19 protein-coding genes are annotated in these 19,420 nt (G+C 30.1%); 7 read left to right on the top strand and 12 right to left on the bottom strand.

Annotated elements, in window-relative coordinates; translation table 11 throughout:
* Positions 1-78: 78 nt before the first annotated feature.
* From LEBU_RS09645 to LEBU_RS09620, 6 genes are all read right to left on the bottom strand, one after another.
* Complete coding sequence (locus tag LEBU_RS09645) at positions 79-2,286, bottom strand: PTS sugar transporter subunit IIABC (RefSeq protein ID WP_015770147.1); 2,208 nt, start codon at positions 2,284-2,286, stop codon at positions 79-81.
* A 483-nt stretch (positions 2,287-2,769) separates the two neighbouring features.
* On the bottom strand, positions 2,770-4,005 hold the full coding sequence (locus tag LEBU_RS09640; protein WP_015770146.1) for an aminopeptidase: 1,236 nt from the start codon (positions 4,003-4,005) through the stop codon (positions 2,770-2,772).
* A 28-nt stretch (positions 4,006-4,033) separates the two neighbouring features.
* Positions 4,034-4,636, bottom strand: coding sequence for a hypothetical protein (locus tag LEBU_RS09635; RefSeq protein ID WP_015770145.1), 603 nt, complete (start codon positions 4,634-4,636; stop codon positions 4,034-4,036).
* A gap of 94 nt (positions 4,637-4,730) precedes the next feature.
* A complete protein-coding gene (locus LEBU_RS09630; RefSeq protein ID WP_015770144.1) occupies positions 4,731-5,342 on the bottom strand; it encodes a hypothetical protein in 612 nt (203 codons plus the stop codon).
* 135 nt (positions 5,343-5,477) lie between these two features.
* Positions 5,478-6,497: a UDP-glucose 4-epimerase GalE gene (galE, locus tag LEBU_RS09625; protein ID WP_015770143.1), complete on the bottom strand. Its 1,020-nt coding sequence runs from the start codon at positions 6,495-6,497 to the stop codon at positions 5,478-5,480.
* A gap of 63 nt (positions 6,498-6,560) precedes the next feature.
* On the bottom strand, positions 6,561-6,878 hold the full coding sequence (locus LEBU_RS09620; RefSeq protein WP_015770142.1) for a thioredoxin family protein: 318 nt from the start codon (positions 6,876-6,878) through the stop codon (positions 6,561-6,563).
* A 361-nt stretch (positions 6,879-7,239) separates the two neighbouring features.
* Between LEBU_RS09620 and LEBU_RS09615 the strand changes: the two genes are divergently transcribed.
* The 4 genes from LEBU_RS09615 (at position 7,240) to LEBU_RS09600 (ending at position 11,778) form a co-directional block, all read left to right on the top strand.
* Positions 7,240-7,707 (top strand): hypothetical protein, encoded by a 468-nt coding sequence (locus LEBU_RS09615; RefSeq protein ID WP_015770141.1) that lies wholly within the window; start codon positions 7,240-7,242, stop codon positions 7,705-7,707.
* 168 nt (positions 7,708-7,875) lie between these two features.
* A complete protein-coding gene (locus tag LEBU_RS09610; protein ID WP_049756126.1) occupies positions 7,876-8,901 on the top strand; it encodes a nitronate monooxygenase in 1,026 nt (341 codons plus the stop codon).
* A 193-nt stretch (positions 8,902-9,094) separates the two neighbouring features.
* Complete coding sequence (gene rsxC / locus LEBU_RS09605) at positions 9,095-10,471, top strand: electron transport complex subunit RsxC (RefSeq protein ID WP_015770139.1); 1,377 nt, start codon at positions 9,095-9,097, stop codon at positions 10,469-10,471.
* On the top strand, positions 10,471-11,778 hold the full coding sequence (locus LEBU_RS09600; protein ID WP_157859522.1) for an RnfABCDGE type electron transport complex subunit D: 1,308 nt from the start codon (positions 10,471-10,473) through the stop codon (positions 11,776-11,778). Before rsxC ends, LEBU_RS09600 begins: the two co-directional genes overlap by 1 nt.
* Before the next feature lie 164 nt (positions 11,779-11,942).
* Here the strand turns inward: LEBU_RS09600 and nadR are convergent, their stop codons facing one another.
* The 6 genes from nadR to LEBU_RS09570 form a co-directional block, all read right to left on the bottom strand.
* Positions 11,943-13,055, bottom strand: coding sequence for a multifunctional transcriptional regulator/nicotinamide-nucleotide adenylyltransferase/ribosylnicotinamide kinase NadR (gene nadR, locus LEBU_RS09595; protein ID WP_015770137.1), 1,113 nt, complete (start codon positions 13,053-13,055; stop codon positions 11,943-11,945).
* Positions 13,056-13,202: 147 nt separating this feature from the next.
* On the bottom strand, positions 13,203-13,619 hold the full coding sequence (nusB, locus tag LEBU_RS09590) for a transcription antitermination factor NusB (RefSeq protein WP_015770136.1): 417 nt from the start codon (positions 13,617-13,619) through the stop codon (positions 13,203-13,205).
* Complete coding sequence (amaP, locus tag LEBU_RS09585; RefSeq protein WP_015770135.1) at positions 13,619-14,275, bottom strand: alkaline shock response membrane anchor protein AmaP; 657 nt, start codon at positions 14,273-14,275, stop codon at positions 13,619-13,621. The genes nusB and amaP overlap by 1 nt, the downstream gene beginning before the upstream one ends.
* 198 nt (positions 14,276-14,473) lie before the next feature.
* Complete coding sequence (locus LEBU_RS09580; RefSeq protein ID WP_015770134.1) at positions 14,474-14,866, bottom strand: Asp23/Gls24 family envelope stress response protein; 393 nt, start codon at positions 14,864-14,866, stop codon at positions 14,474-14,476.
* A gap of 82 nt (positions 14,867-14,948) precedes the next feature.
* Positions 14,949-16,304: an acetyl-CoA carboxylase biotin carboxylase subunit gene (accC, locus tag LEBU_RS09575; RefSeq protein ID WP_015770133.1), complete on the bottom strand. Its 1,356-nt coding sequence runs from the start codon at positions 16,302-16,304 to the stop codon at positions 14,949-14,951.
* 39 nt (positions 16,305-16,343) lie between these two features.
* Complete coding sequence (locus tag LEBU_RS09570; RefSeq protein ID WP_015770132.1) at positions 16,344-16,745, bottom strand: acetyl-CoA carboxylase biotin carboxyl carrier protein; 402 nt, start codon at positions 16,743-16,745, stop codon at positions 16,344-16,346.
* 328 nt (positions 16,746-17,073) lie between these two features.
* Here LEBU_RS09570 and coaE point away from each other — a divergent pair, with 328 nt between their 5' ends.
* The 3 genes from coaE to yihA all read left to right on the top strand — a co-directional run bounded on the left by coaE (position 17,074) and on the right by yihA (position 19,262).
* Positions 17,074-17,712, top strand: a complete 639-nt coding sequence (coaE, locus tag LEBU_RS09565; protein ID WP_015770131.1) for a dephospho-CoA kinase — start codon at positions 17,074-17,076, stop codon at positions 17,710-17,712.
* A gap of 120 nt (positions 17,713-17,832) precedes the next feature.
* Positions 17,833-18,633, top strand: a complete 801-nt coding sequence (locus LEBU_RS09560; protein WP_015770130.1) for an LCP family protein — start codon at positions 17,833-17,835, stop codon at positions 18,631-18,633.
* Between the two features lie 41 nt (positions 18,634-18,674).
* Complete coding sequence (gene yihA, locus LEBU_RS09555) at positions 18,675-19,262, top strand: ribosome biogenesis GTP-binding protein YihA/YsxC (protein ID WP_015770129.1); 588 nt, start codon at positions 18,675-18,677, stop codon at positions 19,260-19,262.
* The last annotated feature ends 158 nt before the right edge of the window (positions 19,263-19,420 follow it).

The raw sequence follows: 19,420 nt of genomic DNA, 5'->3' as shown, positions 1-19,420 counted from the left end.
CACTAAAATTATTACGGATTACAATTCAATAATGTATATAAAAACCTCTATATTATTATAGAGGTTTAATTGTACTGACTATTTTTTAGTTATAAATATAACTGTTTCTTCTCCAGCTTCTACATTTCCAGTTTTTTCAACTTTTATACCATATTTTGCCTTGTCTACATTTAAGAAAGTTACAGGTGAAACTAACGAAATTCCTGCTTTTGTTATCGCATTTCTATCTAATGTACCAATTTTTTCGCCTTTTTTAACTGTATCTCCTATTTTCTTGAATAATTTTATGCCTTCACCACTTAATCCAGATATTCCAAGTCCAACGTGTATCAGAATATTATGTCCAAACTTGTCCTGAATAATAAAGGCATGCTCTGTTGTATAAACATTTACTACTGTTCCATCAGTTGGAGCGATTATTTCATCGCCTTCAATTTCTATTGCAAAACCATCTCCAAGAACCTTTGTATTAAATATTTTATCACTAATGTTTTCAATATCATATATTTTACCTTTATATGGGGCAATTATCTGATTTATTGCTTCAAGAGACTCATAATTTTCATTTACGCTATCTTCACTCAAGTTCAATACATTCAAGTCTATACTTCTTCCTGGTTTTTCTTGGGCAAATGAAGCTTCCATACCATGTTCTTTTATTTTTTCAATATATTCTGTCAAATTACTTTTGATAACTGATACAGTAGGTCCATATACAACTTGAATTCCACTTCCTTTTTTGATAACTCCCATTGCTCCTGTACGCTTTAATGCCGCTTCATTTACTAAATCCATATTATTTACACGCATTCTCAGTCTAGTTGCACAGCACGTAACATCACCAAAATTATCAAGTCCTCCAAGTCCATCTATAATTGCTTGTGAAACTGTATCTTCCGCTACTGCCCCCTGTTTCCGGCTGTCTCTCATAGTATTGTAATCATCTTTTGTGTATAATTTTGTATCTTCATCATCGTCTTCTCTTCCTGGAGTTTTTAAATTCCATTTTTGTATAACAAATTTAAAGAAGAAATAATAGAGTACAAAATATATTACAAATATTGGCAATAATCTAACCCAGTGCGTTTTTGAACTTCCCGGCAAAATTCCATATAATGTGAAGTCTATTAATCCGCATGAAAAGGTTGTTCCTATCGCTATATCAAGTATTCTCATAAGTGCAAATGAAATTCCCGCAAAAATACAATGAACAACAAATACGAAAGGCGCTACGAATAAGAATGTAAATTCAATAGGCTCTGTAATCCCTGTAAGAAAACTTGTTAAAGCCGCTGAAAGTAACAATCCTCCAACTATTTTCTTTTTATTTGGTTTTGCACAATGATACATTGCAAGAGCTGCTCCTGGAAGTCCACCCATCATAAATGAATATTTTCCTGTCATAAATTTCGCCGCATCTATGCTAAAACGTGTAGTATTTGGCGATACTAATTCTGCAAAGAATATGTTTTGCGCTCCTGAAACCATTGTTCCGTCTATCATTGCACTTCCACCTAGCCCTGTTTGCCAGAATGGAATATACCAGATGTGATGCAGTCCAAAAGGTATCAATATTCTTTCCATAAATCCAAAAATAAATATTCCAATGTCCCCCGAACCTGTTACAACTCTTCCAATTGAGAATATTCCCTGTTGAATAACTGGCCAAATCGCAAAGGAAATAAATCCTACAACAATATAAGCAAACGTACATATAATTGGCACAAATCTAACTCCTGAAAAAAATGATATTGCCGCAGGAAGTTTTGTCTTATAAAATCTATTATGTAAAAATGCAACTCCAAGTCCTACTATAATTCCTCCAAACACTCCCATCTCAAGCGTTTGTATCCCAAGCACCGAACTTATCGCACCATCCAGTACTTTTTCCGAAACAGTCCCATCAGGTAAAATTTTTCCACTAAATACCAATAACGTTTTAATAGTTGTATGCATTATTATAAACGAAAGTCCAGAAGAGAGCACTGCAACCCCTTTTTCCTTTTTCGCCATTCCCAATGCTACCGCCATCGCAAATATCAAAGGCAAATTAGCAAATACTGCAAGTCCAACGTTATTCATTACAGTAAGAACATAATTCATAGGTGTCCCTTGTGCAAGCAATCCATCTAAATGATAAAATGCTATTGTCTTAGGATTTGTAAATGAGGCTCCTAAACCTAATAACAATCCAGCAACTGGTAAAATCGAAACTGGCAGGAAGAAAGCTCTTCCTATTGTCTGTAACGTAAGAAAAATCTGATTTTCTTTCTTGTTCTTGTTCATAACATCCTCCAAATAAAATTATAATATTAAAATTTTTTTAAACTGCCCTAAACCCAACTGTTAAAAATTAGACAACTCCTGTATTTTGAGTTACACAACTAAAATTTTTCCACTTATTTTTAAAGCAGTTTTAAATTATTTCCAATTGATCTTTATTTCTTAACTAAGTATTATTTTTAGTTTCAATTGGTTTCAAATAATTCCTTTTTAATATTATAACTTTAATTTTTACAAAGTCAAGTATATTTTTGCATTTTTTTGCAAAATTTTTATAAAATTTGTATAATAAATTAGATATTTATTTCTTTATATGCACTTTTTTGCAATTTTAAATCATAAAATTGTGTAAATTTTTTTATTATCGAATAAATACTGGATAATTATAATTTTTATAATAAAAAAACATAACCTTTAGACTTTCCAATTTTCATTGTCCAGTATTTTAAGTTATGTTTTAGTTATTTATTTTTTTAATATTTTAATTTAAAATGCCCAGTTTCCTTTTCTAAATACAGGAATTTTTGTCCCATCTTCCAAAATTCCATCAATATCCATTTCTGCATCGCCAATCATAAAGTCAACGTGTGAAATTGACTGGTTAATATGAGCTTTTTCCAGTTCCTCTTCAGTCATTTTTGTCCCATTTTTTACATTAGTTGGGTATGCAGCACCCAATGCCAGATGGTTTGAGGCGTTTTCGTCAAATAATGTCTGGTAGTAAAGGAGTCCTGAGTTAGAAATAGGAGAATCATTTGGCACAAGGGCAACTTCTCCAATTCTTCTAGAACCTTCATCAGTATCAAGAAGCTGTTTCAAAATCTCATATCCTTGTTCTGCTTCAAAATCAACAACTTTTCCATCCTTAAAAGTCAATTTGAAGTTATCAATAATATTTCCCTGATAAGAAAGCGGTTTTTTATTTGAAACATATCCATCTACACGATCTCTGTCTCCAGCCGTAAACACTTCTTCTGTCGGCATATTTGGTAAGAAATCCGCACCTTTCGCATTTTTGCTTCCTGCTGCCACCCAGATGTGATTTTTAGGAAGTCCTACTGTCAAATCAGTACCTTTTGAAGTATAGTGAAGTGCTACAAAGTTTTTATTGTTTAAAAATTCAGCTTTTTCAGTCAAGTTTTGTCTATGTTCTTCCCAAGCTTTAACTGGATCAGCCTTGTCAACTCTTACAGTCTTTAATATAGCATCAAGCAGTTTTTCCTGTGCAATGTCAGTATTTGCTTCATCTGGGAATACAAGTTTTGCCCAGTCTGCTGAAGGATAGCTAGCAATTGTCCATGAATTTATGTCTGTCATAATGCATGTTCTGTAATGTTTATAGGCTTCTCCTGCATTTTTTGTCAATGCTCCCAGCTTTTCAGCGTCAATTCCTGCAAATAAGTTTGGAGAACTGCTTAAAATGTGTATAAATACGACATTGTTATCAAGATAGTCATTTCTTTCATCAATTGCCCATTGCGGGATGTGTGAATAGACTTCTTTTGACTGATATTCAGCGTGAAGTCTAGATAATTTATCATCAGTCAATTTTACATGAACATCACTTGCTCCCACTTGATAAGCTAATTCAGTAACTTTGTAAACCAATGGCAAAGCATCAGTTGTACAGTTTATCCAGACTTTCTGTCCTTTCTGTACATTTGCTCCAATTTTTATAATTACTTCTGCATATTTATTTAATTTTTCTTCAAAGTTGTTCATTTTTATTTTTTTCCTTTCAAATTTTTTATTATTCATATTTAGGAGCATATCCAAATTCCAGTGAAATTAAACCATCTGAGAATTTATTTCCATAATTTTTGGTAGGACTGGAATAGCTTCTTTTAAGTTTTGGTGTTGTAGCGAGACTTATTCCAGCTGAAAATCTGTTTTTTTGAACTCCCATGCTAATAGCACCGTATCCACTTATTGGAGCAGCTTTTATTTCTCCACGACCACCATTTTTATCAGTCCATTTCACATTTCCGCTTGAAAGTGATAAACCGAATGAAACTTTAGTATAAATTCCATTGTCCAAGCCTGATCCTATTGTCATATAAAGTGGAACGGAAACTAAATTTCCTGAACCGCTATTTATACCATTTCCTTTGACTTTTAAAGTATTGTATACTATCCCTGCTCCAATTCCTGCTCCAGAATCATCAACAAATGGCTGTCTTCTTTCAAATGTAATTTTAACTCCACTTCCTATTACATTTTTTACTTCTTGATTAATATCATTTTTTTTCTGTCCTCTATAACTCCCATAGCTAGGACTTATAAAAATTTCTACTCTTTCATCTGCTATTGCGAGTGGTGTTAATAATATAAACATTAAAAATAATTTTTTCATAAAATGTCTCCTTACTGCATAAATACTGTTATTATTTAATTTCTAAAAATTCCTGCTTTTAGAGTCTTATTTAATTCTTTTTAAGATTTTTTTATTATTCATATTTAAGAGCATACCCAAAATCTAATGATATTGCAGCTCCACTTAACATAATGTTATCTCTATAATGTTTAGTAGGGCTGGAGTATGTTCTTTTTGCTTTTGTTGATGTGCTGGCACTTACTCCTATTGAAAATCTATCTTTTCTGACTCCGATACCAAAAGCGGCATATCCAGTTAATGGTCTAGCCTTTATTTTTCCAGAACCTCCGTTATTGTCAGTCCATTTTACACTTCCATTTCTAACTGCAAAACCAGCTGAAAGTTTTGTGTATATTCCATTATCTGTTCCTGTTCCAAATATTAAATAAAATGGAATTGAAACTAAATTTCCTGAATCGCTCTTTATGCCATTTCCTTTAACTTTCAAAGAATTATACGAAACTCCTATTCCTGCGCCTACTACAGCTTCACTTCCATCACCAAATGAAGATATTGTTTCTTTTGAAAGTTTAACACCGCTTCCAAGTGCATATTTTCCAACTTTAGAGCCATTTTCCTTTCTTTGAGTAACATAAGTTGGACTTACAACAATTTCAGATCTATATCCATATGTCGCCATTGCAAGTGGCGTTGATAGCATAAACATTAAAAATAATTTTTTCATAAAAAATCCTCCTTGTATAATATTTTTTATTTATTATCGTTATAAAACTATAAATCATTATATTTTTTACTTTTAAAAATAGTTAACTTGAAATTAGAATTATTATTTTTTAATTTTTTAGCCCTTTATAAAAAATTAATTCTTAAATCCATTTGGATTTTTTTTCTGCCAGTTCCAAGAATCTCTACACATATCTTCGATAGTGTATTTTGCTTCCCAGTTTAATAATTTTTTGGCTTTTGAGGCATCAGCATAGGACACAGCGATATCTCCTGCTCTACGTCCATCAATTACATACGGGATAGTTTTTCCAACGGCTTTTTCAAAGTTTTTTAAAATTTCAAGGACACTGTAACCTTTTTCGCTTCCTAAATTTATTGCTTCAAATCCAATATTTCGACTGAATAAATAGTTTATAGCTGCTGAATGTCCTGCCGCCAAATCATTTACGTGGACAAAATCTCTTATGCAAGTTCCGTCAGGTGTGTCGTAGTCGTTTCCAAAAATATGCAGTTTTTCCAGCTTTCCTACTGCGACTTGAGTTATGTAAGGGGCAAGGTTGTTTGGAATGCCGTTTGGATCTTCTCCGATTTTTCCACTTTCGTGAGCCCCAAGTGGATTGAAGTATCTAAGGGCGATAATGTTCCAAGTATCATCAGAAGCTGCTAAGTCGACTAAAATATTTTCAATCATCAGTTTTGTACGTCCATAAGGATTTGTTGCACCCATTGGATCGCTTTCGACTAAAGGCATTTTTTCAGGAATACCGTAAACAGTGGCAGATGAGCTGAATACAATATTTTTTACATCAAATTCCTTCATTACTTCAAGCAAAGTAATCATTCCAAATAAATTATTTTCATAATACATGAGCGGTTTTTCCACAGATTCTCCAACCGCCTTAAATCCAGCAAAATTAATTACAGCATCAATTTTGTTTTCGTTAAAGATTTTTCTCAAACCTTCTTTATTTTTTACATCAAGTTCGTAAAAAGTAATTTCTTTTCCAGAAAGCTCTTCTAAAATTGAAATAACCTTTTTGCTCGAATTACTGAAATCATCCACTATAATTGGATTAAATCCTTTTTTTATCAAGTCTAAAACTGTGTGAGAACCGATATATCCTGCTCCTCCCGGCACTAAAATTGTTTTCATAAAACATCCCTTCTTTCTAAAATTTTCTATTTTCATATCTAAGCAAATTTTAAAATTATCAAATTAATTATGTAAATTAATTTTTTCCATAATCTCATCAAAAGTTTTGAAACCATTTAATGTTTCCACAATTTTACCTTCTTTAAAAAGTATTAGTGTAGGCAATCCTCTTATCTTAAATTTTGACCCAAATTTCGGATAATCATCAACATCAATTCTAACAATTTTACAGTTAGAATTTTTACTCACTTCAACAAGAACCTTTTCAAGCATTTGACAAGGACCGCACCAGATAGCATAAAAATCAACAAGTGTAAGTCCCGTCTGAGAAACTGTTTCATTTTCAAAATCTTCTCCAGAATAATTGATGACACTACTCATATAACTTCACCTCTATTTTTTTATTTATATTTTCTAATATTATATCAATTTTAGCTAATTTCTGCAATTTTATTTTTTTATACTAGAAGTTTAAAAAATGATTATTAATCAAGAAGAGCTGAAATAAAAAAATTGATTTTTATTGCTGGAAAAGGTATAATTGTAATGAAAATTTTAAAAATAGATTTTATAGTAAAAAGGATAAACTTTATATAAATATTTTGGATATCAAAATAAAAATATTTAATTGTAAAAAGTTGTAAAAAATTATATAATTAAATGAAAATAACAGATGTTATAAAATTTATTTTATTTTTTGTTAATTTAATAGCAATTTTGAGTATATAATAAGGGAGGTTTTATGTTTGAAAAATTTCGGCTGAAAAAATTGTCAAAAATAGTGCAGTCGGTTGTATCAGATTTTTTGGGACAAATTACAAAAAAAGATTATTTTTCGGCTTTTTCTAAAATAAATTTTTTGAATATAGAAAATATCGCTTTATTGTATGAAAAGAATAAAAATATTGTAATAAGTAAAAGTGATGAGTTTTTAAAATTGCTGGATAAACATATTTCCAATTCGGGTATAGATTTATCATTTTTAGAAAATGTGGATATAAAAAAATTAGTTGAAAATTTTGAGCGTCTTTGTGCCAATGGGTACAAAAATTTTATTGAAAATGACATAAGAAAAAAAGTTATTGAAAAAATTACAAAATTAATAGTTTTACCAAAATTACGTTTGTTTTTTTATATTCTTCTGAATTATACATCAATAAGCAAAAATATAAAGATTAGCAGAGCTCCGCCATATAATTTTTATGAATAATTAAAGATACTATTTATAAAAATTATAAAAATGGAGGAAATCAAAGTGAGTGAAATAACAGAAATTAAAGAGGAAAATTTAGAAAACTCGAATAAAACAAAAAAAATCGAATTAAAAGGAATAAAAATAGGAAAATATTTTATTGAAAAACCAATAGTTCAAGGTGGAATGGGTGTTGGAATCAGCTGGGACCAGCTTGCTGGAAATGTCGCAAAAAATGGATGTCTTGGAACAATAAGCGCCATCTGTACTGGATACTACCAAAATATGAGATTTGTGAAAAAAGCCGTAAATGGACGTCCTCTTGGGACAGAAAATGCATATAATCGTGAAGCTCTTTTTGAAATATTTAAAAATGCAAGAAAAATTTGTGGAGATAAACCGCTTGCATGTAATATTCTTCATGCGATAAATGATTATGAGAGAGTAGTACAGGATGCTCTTGAGGCTGGGGCAAATATCATTGTTACAGGAGCTGGACTTCCGTTGGAACTTCCAAGACTTGTAAAGGATTATCCAGATGTGGAAATCGTGCCGATAGTTTCATCCGCTAGAGCTTTGAAAATAATTTGCAAAAAATGGAAAGCTGCTGGGAGAATGCCGGGAGCAGTAATTGTGGAAGGACCAAAAAGTGGTGGACACCAAGGTGCAAAATATGAAGAATTATTTGCTCCTGAACATCAACTGGAAGCAATATTACCGCCAATCAAGGAGGAACGTGATAAATGGGGAGATTTTCCTATTATTGCGGCAGGTGGAATATGGGACAATAACGATATAAAAAATATTATGGCGCTTGGAGCCGATGCCGTTCAAATGGGAACAAGATTTATCGGTACTTACGAATGTGATGCAAGCGATGTTCTAAAACAAGTTCTACTTGATGCAAAAGAAGAAGACATAGTAATTGTAAGTTCGCCAGTTGGCTATCCAGGACGTGCTGTAAAAACGAATTTAGTTCAAACATTGGAGCCTAATACTAAAAAAATCAAATGTATAAGCAACTGTGTATTCCCATGTGAACGTGGAAAAGGTGCAAATAGAGTGGGATACTGTATTGCAGACAGTCTTGGAGATGCTTATCTTGGTAGGCTTCAGAGTGGATTATTCTTCTCAGGTGCGAATGGATGGAGATTAAAAGAAATTGTGCATGTAAAAGATCTGATAGATGAACTTATGACAGATACTAATTAAATATAAAAATAAAATTATAATTAATAATTAAAGGCGAGGGGTAAAATAAGCCCCTTGTTTTATGATAATTAGTGATTTTAGTTTTACAGCAAAAATCAAAAGAATAATATTGTTATGAAAAATTGTTTTTTACTGAAGAATTAAAATAGTAAAAGTTTTGTTAAGAAAATTTAAAATAAAAATGGAGAAAAAAATGGCAAGAAGTATACGAAGAGTTATAGACATTCTTTTAAACAAAGAAATTGATGAAAAAAAATATGAAGTAAAACAAAAAAAAGTTAAAACTGAAAAACGTAAACCGATGAAACCAATGACAAAAGATACAGAATTAAGAGAAATTAACGATTCAAATCTTTTATATGTTCCACTTTTACAACATATCGGAAGTACAGCGATTGAAACGGTGGAATTAGGAGATTATGTAAAAAAATATGAAAAAATAGGGGAAATTTTTGGAAATGTCTCAGCTAATATTCATTCGCCAGTTTCTGGTGATGTTGTTGATGTTGTTGAACATCGTATTCCAAATGGCACTAAAGTAAAAACGGTTATTATTGTAAATGATTTTCAAAATAGTGAAATGAAGCTTAAAAAAAGAAAAGTTGAAGATTTGAGAACAATCAAAAAGGAAGATATTATTAAAATAATAAGAGAAGCTGGGATAGTAGAGCTTGGAGGAGCTCAGTTTCCAACTCATATAAAATATGACATAAAATTTAAAAAAGTCGAAACGTTTATAATAAATGGAGCTGAATGTGAGCCATATTTGACTTCAGATTACTCACTTATGAAAAATTTTACTAAGGAAATTCTGAATGGAATAAAAGTTATAGAAAAATTATTAAATCCAAAGGAAATTGTAATTGGAATTGAAAATGAAAATAGTAATTTAGTTCAAAAATTTGAAGAATTGGCAAAGGAAGAAAAAGTTAATTTAAAAATAAAATTGCTTCCAACAATTTATCCGCAAGGAAGCGAATTACAGCTTATAAATACTGTAACAGGGAAAAAAGTTAAAAAAGGGGAGCTTCCATTGAATCAAGGTGTAATTGTAAGCAATGTTGGAACAGTTAAGGCGATATACGATGCATTTTTTGAAGGGAAGCCGCTTGTTGAAAGAATTATTACAATTTCTGGAGAAGAAGCAAAAAATATCGGAAATTATAAAGTAAAAATTGGGACACCGCTTTATCACATTGTGAATGAATTAGGAATTAAAAAAGAAGAAAAAGTGATTTTTGGTGGGCCTATGATGGGAATTGAAGTTTTTGATTCTAGAATACCAGTAATAAAAGGAACTTCTGGAATACTATTTTTAAGTAAAGAAGAAATTGAGAGAGAAAGTTGTATTTCGTGTGGATATTGTGTTGAAGCCTGTCCAATGAACCTTATGCCTTTTGAGTTTGCAGATTATTATGAAAAAGGTAAATATGAAAAAATGATAAAAGCTAATATTCAAAATTGCATTGAATGTGGAGCATGTGAATTTGTCTGTCCATCAAGAGTACCTTTAATTGAAAGCATAAAAAATGGGAAAGCAATTTTATCGGAAATGGAGGAAAATAAATAATGGCAAGTGAAAAAACACTTATGGGAGAAATATTGGATGTGGATGAAGCGAGAAATTTTAAAGGAGAACTTTTGGATGGTAATGAAACCAAAATATTAAAATTAAAAAAATTAGAAAAGGAAAAAAAATTAGACGGGACAGTAAAAATATTAGATATAAAAGAAGCAGAGAAACGTTCTAAAAGAATAAAAAGAAGAAAAATAATAAAAAATTTTTTTAGAAAAAGAAAATCTCAAAAAATATCCTTTACCCCATACATTCGTACTGAAGTTGATGTGAGAAATATTATGAAAGATGTAATTATAGCACTTTTTCCAGCCATCATTGCATCTTGGCTAGTTTATGGAATAAGAGCACTTTTAGTAATCGCCGTATCAGTTTTATCAGCTGTATGGACGGAAAAAATATTTTCCAGAGTATTTTTAAACGATTCAGAGTCTACGCAAAATTTGTCAGCTATAATAACTGGAATCTTGCTAGCTTTAACTTTAGCACCATTTACTTCATTACCAGTTGTCGCTTTTGGAGCCAGTATGGCTATAATTTTTGGGAAACTCATGTACGGTAGAATTGGGAAAAATATTTTTAATCCAGCAGTGGTAGGACGTGAATTTATGACAGTCTTTTTTCCAGTAGCGATGTCTTCAGGAGCAATATGGTTTAACAAAGAAGCCTTAAAAATGTCAAATATAAGATTTTTTGAAAATTTTTCTAAAACTCCATTTGCAAATTATTTAGATAGCCTGCTTTTAAGTCCTTCAGGCTCTTTAGGCTCATATTCTGCTTTTGCTTTAATTCTTGGAGGGTTATATTTGCTATTAAAAAATAGAATTTCGTGGCATATTCCAGTAAGCCTTTTTGCCACAGCCTTTTTAGCTACGATGTTCCTAAAAGACGGAATTTCTGTTTCAATAGGAGGAGTATTGTTAATCGGAATATTTATGGCAACTGATATGCCAACAAGCCCAATGTCTCCAGCAGGAAAAGTTTATTACGGAGTAATGCTGGGAGCTGTGATTGTTTTATTGACAATGCTTGGAATAAAAAATGAAACATTATCTTATGTACTGTTAATATTAAATCCTTTTGCAAAAATAATAAACAAAGTTTTTCGTCCAGTTGTATTTGGTTACGATTTGAAAGAAGTCATTGGAGAACAGTTAGGAAAAGCGTCGTTACTTACATTGGGAATATTTGTTGTTGCAGCAAGTTTTACTACATTACATAAAATGGGAGCTATTCCATATTTGGTGTATTTATATATTTTAGTGCTGACTTTAAATTTAACAAGAAATAAAAAAATATAGGAAATTAATCAGATTGTGCTTGAATTTTTTTAAATCAGACTGATAAAATAATTATAATTTTTAAGTTTGATTTTAAATTATTTTTGTTATAATTTCCTATAAAATTATTTGATTGTGCAAGGAAGACAAGTTATTGTTATTTCCTTGCATTTTTCGTTTAATTATTAAGTATAACTGTCTGCTATATTCTGTAGCTGAACATTATCAGCACCATCTAAATAAGACTTGATAATATGTTTGCAAGCTAAATATCTTTTTTCATAACTGTCAGATTTTACTATAATATAAGGAATGTCGTATTCTTTATATAATTGCTTTAACAAATTTTGAAATCTTTCACGTCTGTCATTATCACCAATTGAACGCAGCCCATCATTTACCCAAGCCACATTATTTTCCAATAAAATTGTTAAATCAAATCTGTAATTCTGAACAAATTCACGTACAATTGGATTATCCCGTTTTTCATAAGTCAGGCAAAAAGCCAGAGTGGCGATATAATCTGTATCAATTAATGCAAATTTGTTGGCATTTCTAGCGGCGTAAAGCACGTTTGACTGATGACCAAAGACGATTTTTTCGTAATCTGAATACTGTAAAGCTTCTTCGTCTCCACCTAATTTTTCAAAAACATACTCACGTCCATATTCCCATGCTGAAGTAGTGTTAAAAACATTTGCAAGTTTGTCAATCATTACACTTTTTCCGCTGCTTTCTCCACCACAGATTGTAATAATTGGAATTAAATGCTCTCTTACTTCACGTGGTAAAAAATCCCAGTATTTACTCGGATTTTCGCGAATCTTCTTGGAATTTACGTTATATTCAATATAGTTTTTGTCAATTGATTTTGTTTCTGAGCCAAAATGCTTTAAATTGTATTCTTCATCTCCATTACGGTTACTTATAAATATAACATCATTTTTCCAGTCAATTTCATTTTTATTTTTCAGTTTTTCTCTTTTTTCAATTTCATTTTTTAAAGTTCTTGCCCATTCTTCCCAGTTTTCGCCTTTTTGAGAGTAGTTATTTTCATCTAGTAAGAAAGATGAGATATTGGGCTGATTTTTAAATGTCTGCTTTACAAACCGCAGTCTGTCCTTTGGTGTTATTTCCTTAACAAAACGTGAATTTGATGTAAGCAGGTCATCAGCATCATCAGAATATGAAATAACCACATATAACCTGTCCACAATTCCGCTTGCTCGTTGAATTAAATTTACGTGTCCAATATGAAGCGGGAAAAATTTTCCGATAACTATTCCTATTTTTTTCATCAACTTAGCTTCCTTTTCTTAAAGATATGATAATTTTGATAGACTAATAAAAATCAGTCAAATTTATAATTTTAAAAAAACTTCCATATTTTAAAATACAGAAGTCTTTAGTTTTTTATTATTTGTTTCTTTAGGTTGTTCTTCCATTTATTTATGTTGTTCTTCTTTAATATCTTTTACTAATTTTGCAAGGATTCCATTAAGAAATTCTTTTGTATCGTTGTAAGAATATTTTTTAGCGATTTCCAGAACTTCATTAATTGCTATCTCATATCCTATATTCTTTATAGTGATTTCATAAAAAGATATTTTTAACAAAACTTTTTCTATTGTCCCCAAACGTTCATAAGTCCAACCATCTAATATATTTTTTATTTTTTCAATTAGAATATTTTCATTTTCAATTATTTCAGTAACATAGCTTCGTAAAAAATCAATCTCGTCATTTTTCTTTAAATTTTCTTCATTAATTACATCATTTATTCTTTTTTCGATGTTATTATCAATTAGTTCATGTTCAAAAAGAAGTTTAAATATTTCTTCTCTAATTTCTCTTCGTGTCATTAATTTTCCTTTCCAGTTGGGGAAGTTTCAATTTGTGTATTATTTTTGTTTTTTAAAATTTTGTTTTTATTGCTTGCATTTTGTTCTTCTTCTTTCTGAATAGCTGGAGAATCAATGATTTTTTTTTCAATAATTGTTTCATTTAAAACTTTTTTTAATTTTACCTTACTTTTTTTCACCGTAATTCCAGTCGCTTTAAAAATATAATCAGATAATTTACTTTGAATTTCTGATAGTTTTTCGTTCAAGTTATCAACGTTGTAGGTATCCACAGTAGCTTCTATAACAACTGCTTTTCCTTTTGGAAATGATTTAATTTTTGAATTTTTTATGATTTCCTGATTACTTAAAAAATCTTTTGATGTTTCATTTATAGTTTTAATAGAAACTTCGATTTCTCCACTTTTATTTTTCACTTTTCTACTTTGAGAATATTTTGTAAGTTTGTCAATATAAGAAAGTAAAAATATGACTAGATAAATTATTGATAATATTCCAACTAAAATTCTAAAGTTTAAACTGCTTAAATCAATAAAAATATCAAGTTGTCCCAAATAATCAGTCCCAAACAGCATATCCGATATACTCGAAAAAGCAATACCAACAAATCCGAGTATTACAGATAATCTTGCCAAAAATCCTAATATTGCAATCATCAATATGTGCTGTCAAAATACATCAAATTTTTCAGAAATATTTTTTGTAATTCTTTTAAAATATGATGTTTAGATTGCCAGACTCTCCTTTCCTTCCTGAAATATACCCAAACAGCTTTAAAACCGAAACTTTCTAAAATTGTAATAAAAATAGAGTTATCCGATTTTAAAGTTTTTTGTTTGAGTGTATTATGATTTTTATTCTTCGATTTCTGCTGTTTCTACTGGAGTTTGAACAACGTCTTTTTTATCGTCTTTAACAATTTTTTGAATATATACGTTAACTTCCTGAACTTTTAATCCTGTCATATCAGTAATTGCTTTTACTACGTTTGTTTGAATTTCTCCTGCCAATGCTGGCAATTTGTATCCCATTTTAGCTACGATATACAAATCTATTGTACATTCAGTTTCTCCAACTTCCACTTCAATTCCCTTTCCACCTGAAGATACATTTTGGAAAAATTTAACAATTTCATTTTTTGAAGTTCCACCTACAAGGCTGTTTACTCCTTCAATTTCTGATACTACAGATTCTGCAATTGTTGCCACCACTTCTTGTGATATATTTACATTTCCTAATTCGTTCATTTTCATTCCTCCTATTTTTTTATTTTTATCAAATAATAAAATTATTTGTATATAAAATTAATATTAATTAATTTACTTATTTTTATTTTCCAAGAGCTTCTTTAAAATGAGTTTCAATGAAATTTGTATAGATAATTCCGTCATTGAAATCTTTATTATCAAGAACTTTCAAATGGAATGGTATAGTTGTGTCTATACCTTCTATAATAAATTCCTTTAAGGCACGTTTCATTCTAACAATAGCTTCTTCCCTATCCTTACCTTTCACAATAAGTTTTGCAATCATTGAATCGTAATAAGGCGGTATTTCATAATTTTGATATGAATGTGAATCGACTCTTACACCGATTCCGCCAGATGGAATATATTTTTCCATAATTCCTGAAGAAGGTAAAAATCCGTTTTCAGAATCTTCTGCATTTATTCTGCATTCTATAACGTGTCCATTAATATTTATATCTTTTTGGGAAACACTTAATTTTTCTCCCGCTGCTACTCTTATTTGTTCTTTTATTAGATCAACACCAGTAATTTCCTCACTTACAGTGTGTTCCACCTGAATCCTAGTATTCATTTCCATAAAATAGAAATTCATATTTTTGTCAACAAGAAATTCCAATGTTCCAACACTGTCGTAACCAATACCTTTTACAAGTTTTGAAGCAAATTTTCCCATTTTTTCACGTGTTTTTGCATCAATTCCAGTTGATGGGGATTCTTCTATTAATTTTTGATGACGTCTTTGAATTGTGCAGTCTCTTTCTCCCAAATGAACAGCGTTTCCAAATTTGTCTCCAATTACTTGAATTTCTACGTGTCTTGGTTCTTCCACGTATTTTTCAATATAAACATCTGGATTTCCAAATGCCGCTTTTGCTTCATTTTGGGCTGCAATGTAATTTTCCACAAGTTCCTTTTCATCGTGTGCAATTCTCATTCCTTTACCACCACCACCGGCAGTAGCTTTTATCATAACAGGATAAGTTATCCATTCTGCAACTTTTTTAGCTTCTTCCACATTTGGTACAATTCCGTCTGAGCCTTTTGTTATTGGGACTTTGTGTTTAATAGCTGTTTCTCTTGCAGTGGCTTTGTCTCCCATCATACTGATTAGTTCAGGTTTTGGACCAATGAATACGATTCCGTTTTTTTCACAAATTTCAGCGAATCTTTGATTTTCGGCTAAAAATCCATATCCTGGATGAATTGCCTCACTTCCTGTAATTTGTGCTGCTGAAATAATATTAGGTATTTTTAAGTACGAATCCGCACTGCTGGCAGTTCCGATACAGATAGCCTCATCAGCAAGTTTCACGTGAAGTGAATCCTTGTCAGCTTCTGAATAAACCGCTACAGTTGCTATTCCCAGTTCTCTTGCTGCTCTGATTATTCTAACAGCAATTTCTCCTCTATTTGCTATTAATATTTTTTTGAACATTACTGTCTTCATCCTCCTAAAAGATTTTTATTTTCAATATTATTTAACTTCAATTTTAAATAATTCCTTTGCAAAATCCACAGCTGAACCATCTGCAACTAATACTTCTTTCAAGACACCATTTACAGTAGCTTTTACATCGTTGTCAATTCCAATTGTGTTAATTCTGGCAAGAATTTCTCCTTTTCTTACTGAAGTTCCAACTTTTGAATTTATTAATCTTATTCTTCCTACATTGCTTGATTTAATAACTTCTTCTTTAGGCAATGCCTTGGCGATATTTTTTTGAACTTTTTTTGTTACAGGCGCTGCGGCATTCGTAACTTGTCCAGTTTCAGAATTAGTTAATGTAAGCTTTACGTTTCCATATTTTATTTTCATCTCGGTTAAATTTTCTTTTTTTAAAACCTGCATTAATTCCTGAATGTCTCTCAGTTCCATGTGTCCTCCTTATTTTTGTTTTATGAATCAAATATTTAACTTATTTTTTGCTAATTAAAACTTTTTAATTTCTCCAGATAATTTTATCATATTGTAAATATTTTTTCAATTTTTTATTTTTTTAAATTCTACTTTTATTATACCATATTTTATTCTAAAATTTATTATTTATTCTAAAATTTTTTATATTTTGAAACGCTTTTTTTAATTTATCTATACAAATTAAAATTTTTTCTTCAAAAAATTGTTGCAAATAAATAAAAAAAGGTATAAAATACATTGTATTTGTAATAATTACTAAGTTTTAGAAAGGAAAAATTGAAGAAAAATGGTTATTGGGCTTACTGGCGGAATTGGAACTGGAAAAAGTACAGTTAGCCAGATTTTGCGGGGAAATAAATTTCCTGTTATTGATTTGGACACTATTTCTCATGAGGTTATAAAAATTCCAAAAGTTATAGAAAAAATTGTGGAAAATTTTGGAAAAGAAGTTTTGGAAAATAGCGGTAATTTTGAAAATGAAAATAATGCAATCCGAATTTCACGTGAAAAATTAGGAAAAATTATTTTTGAAAATAAAGAAAAAAGACTGCTTTTAAATTCAATTATGCATCCAGAAATTTTGCATACTATGAGAGAACAGATTTCCAAATACAAAAAAAATAATAAAATTATTTTTGTAGAAATACAGCTGCTTTTTGAAGTCCAGTGGGAAAAGGAATTTGATTATATTTTGTTAATCAGTGCAAAAAAAAGTACACAGATTAGGCGAATTTTGGAAAGAGATAAACGCAGTGAAAATGATGCTTTAAATATTATTAATTCTCAGTTGCCTTTGGATGAAAAAAAGAAAAGAAGCGATTTTGTTATTGAAAATGACGGAAATATTGAAGAGCTGAAAGAAAAAATTGATAAATTTTTAGAATATTTAGAAACTAAATATTTAGAAACTAAATGTTATGTTTAACAAGATTTTTCAGATGTATCTGAATTTCTTAAAAATTAAACTGAAAAAAACTAAATAATTCAGAATTTGTAATAAAATGATCATAACTTTTTGGTTTGGTTTTAACTATGGAGGTGAAAAATGAAAAAAATATTATTGATATTACTAATAGCTTTAGCAGCGTTAATTGGGTGGCTATGCGTTCCATTTAATATTCTTGTAATTGGGGTGGATGCCTATGCAAATCAGCCAACAGAAGGATCTCGAAGTGACGGGCTTATTGTTATAAGGGTTATACCATATTTGGCACAGATAAAGATGGTTTCGATACCACGTGATACATATGCGGAAATTCCTTGTGAAAATTATAAACAGGACAAAATTACACATTCACATCATTTTGGTGGAACACAATGTACAATTGATGCAGTTGAAAACTTGCTTGATACAAAAATTAATTATCATGTACGTTTCAGATTTGAAGATGTGATGAATATAACAAATTTAATAGACGGAGTCGATGTTGTTGCAAATCATACTTTTAATCAGGATTATTTTGATCAGGAAGTATATCATTTTGATAAAGGGCAAGTTTATAATTTGAGAGGAAGAATGGCACTTGCATATACAAGACATAGAAAAAGTGATACGGCATTCAAGCGTGATGAACGACAAAGACAAGTTATTCAAGGAATTGTCAAAAAAATAGCTGCACCGTCAGGATGGAAATATATTCCTCAAGTTTATGGCTATACAAAGGAACATATGGAAATAGCAGTAAATCCTATTAAAAGTTTGTCAGTATTGCCAGCGGTTTTGATTCACCATTCGGATATTGAGCAGCATGAGATTACTGGAGATGGAAGAATGATTAACGGAGTTTGGTATTTTATGCCAGACGAAGCTTCATTGGAAAATGCAAGAGAAGAATTTAAAGATTAGAAATATTTAATAGTGAAAAATTTAAGAAAAAGAGGTGAAAAATGGAAATAAATAAATCTGAATTTGTAAAATCTGCAGTTGTAGAAAAAGATTATCCAGATTTTAACAATATTGTAGAATTTTCATTTATTGGAAGGTCAAATGTAGGAAAATCATCATTAATAAATTCTTTAACAAAGAGAAAAAGTTTAGCTAGAACGAGTAAAACTCCAGGAAGAACGCAATTAATCAATTATTTTTTAATAAATGACAAAATTCATTTTGTTGATTTACCCGGATACGGATTTGCAAAAGTACCTGATGCCGTTAAGAAAAACTGGGGAAAAACTATTGAAAGCTATTTAATTTCAAATCGTGAAAAAGTTGTATTTTTATTGCTTGATTTACGTAGAGTTCCGTCAAACGAAGATATGGAAATGTTAAAGTGGCTGGAACATTTTGGAATTGAATATTATATAATTTTTACAAAGGCAGATAAATTGTCAAATAATGAAAAATTCAAGCAGTTAAAGGAAATTAGGAAAAAATTAGTGTTTAAAAACGAAGATGTGTTTTTTTATTCTTCATTGAAAAATACAGGAAGAGAAGAATTATTGAATTTTATAGGAAAAAGAATTATTGAAAAATAATAATTTATGTAAAAAAATGTGTAGTTAATCAAATTAAATTGACTGATTACACATTTTTATTATTTTGAATAATAGACTTGGTTGATAATTATATGAATTTAGAATTACACTAAAGTAAATATTATCCAGTATAGTCCCCTCTTGTTAAAATAAAAAAA

This window comes from Leptotrichia buccalis C-1013-b (assembly GCF_000023905.1).
Taxonomy (GTDB): Bacteria; Fusobacteriota; Fusobacteriia; order Fusobacteriales; family Leptotrichiaceae; genus Leptotrichia; species Leptotrichia buccalis.
Note: the sequence above shows the minus strand (reverse complement) of the source record. Positions and strands in the feature narration are given on the sequence as shown.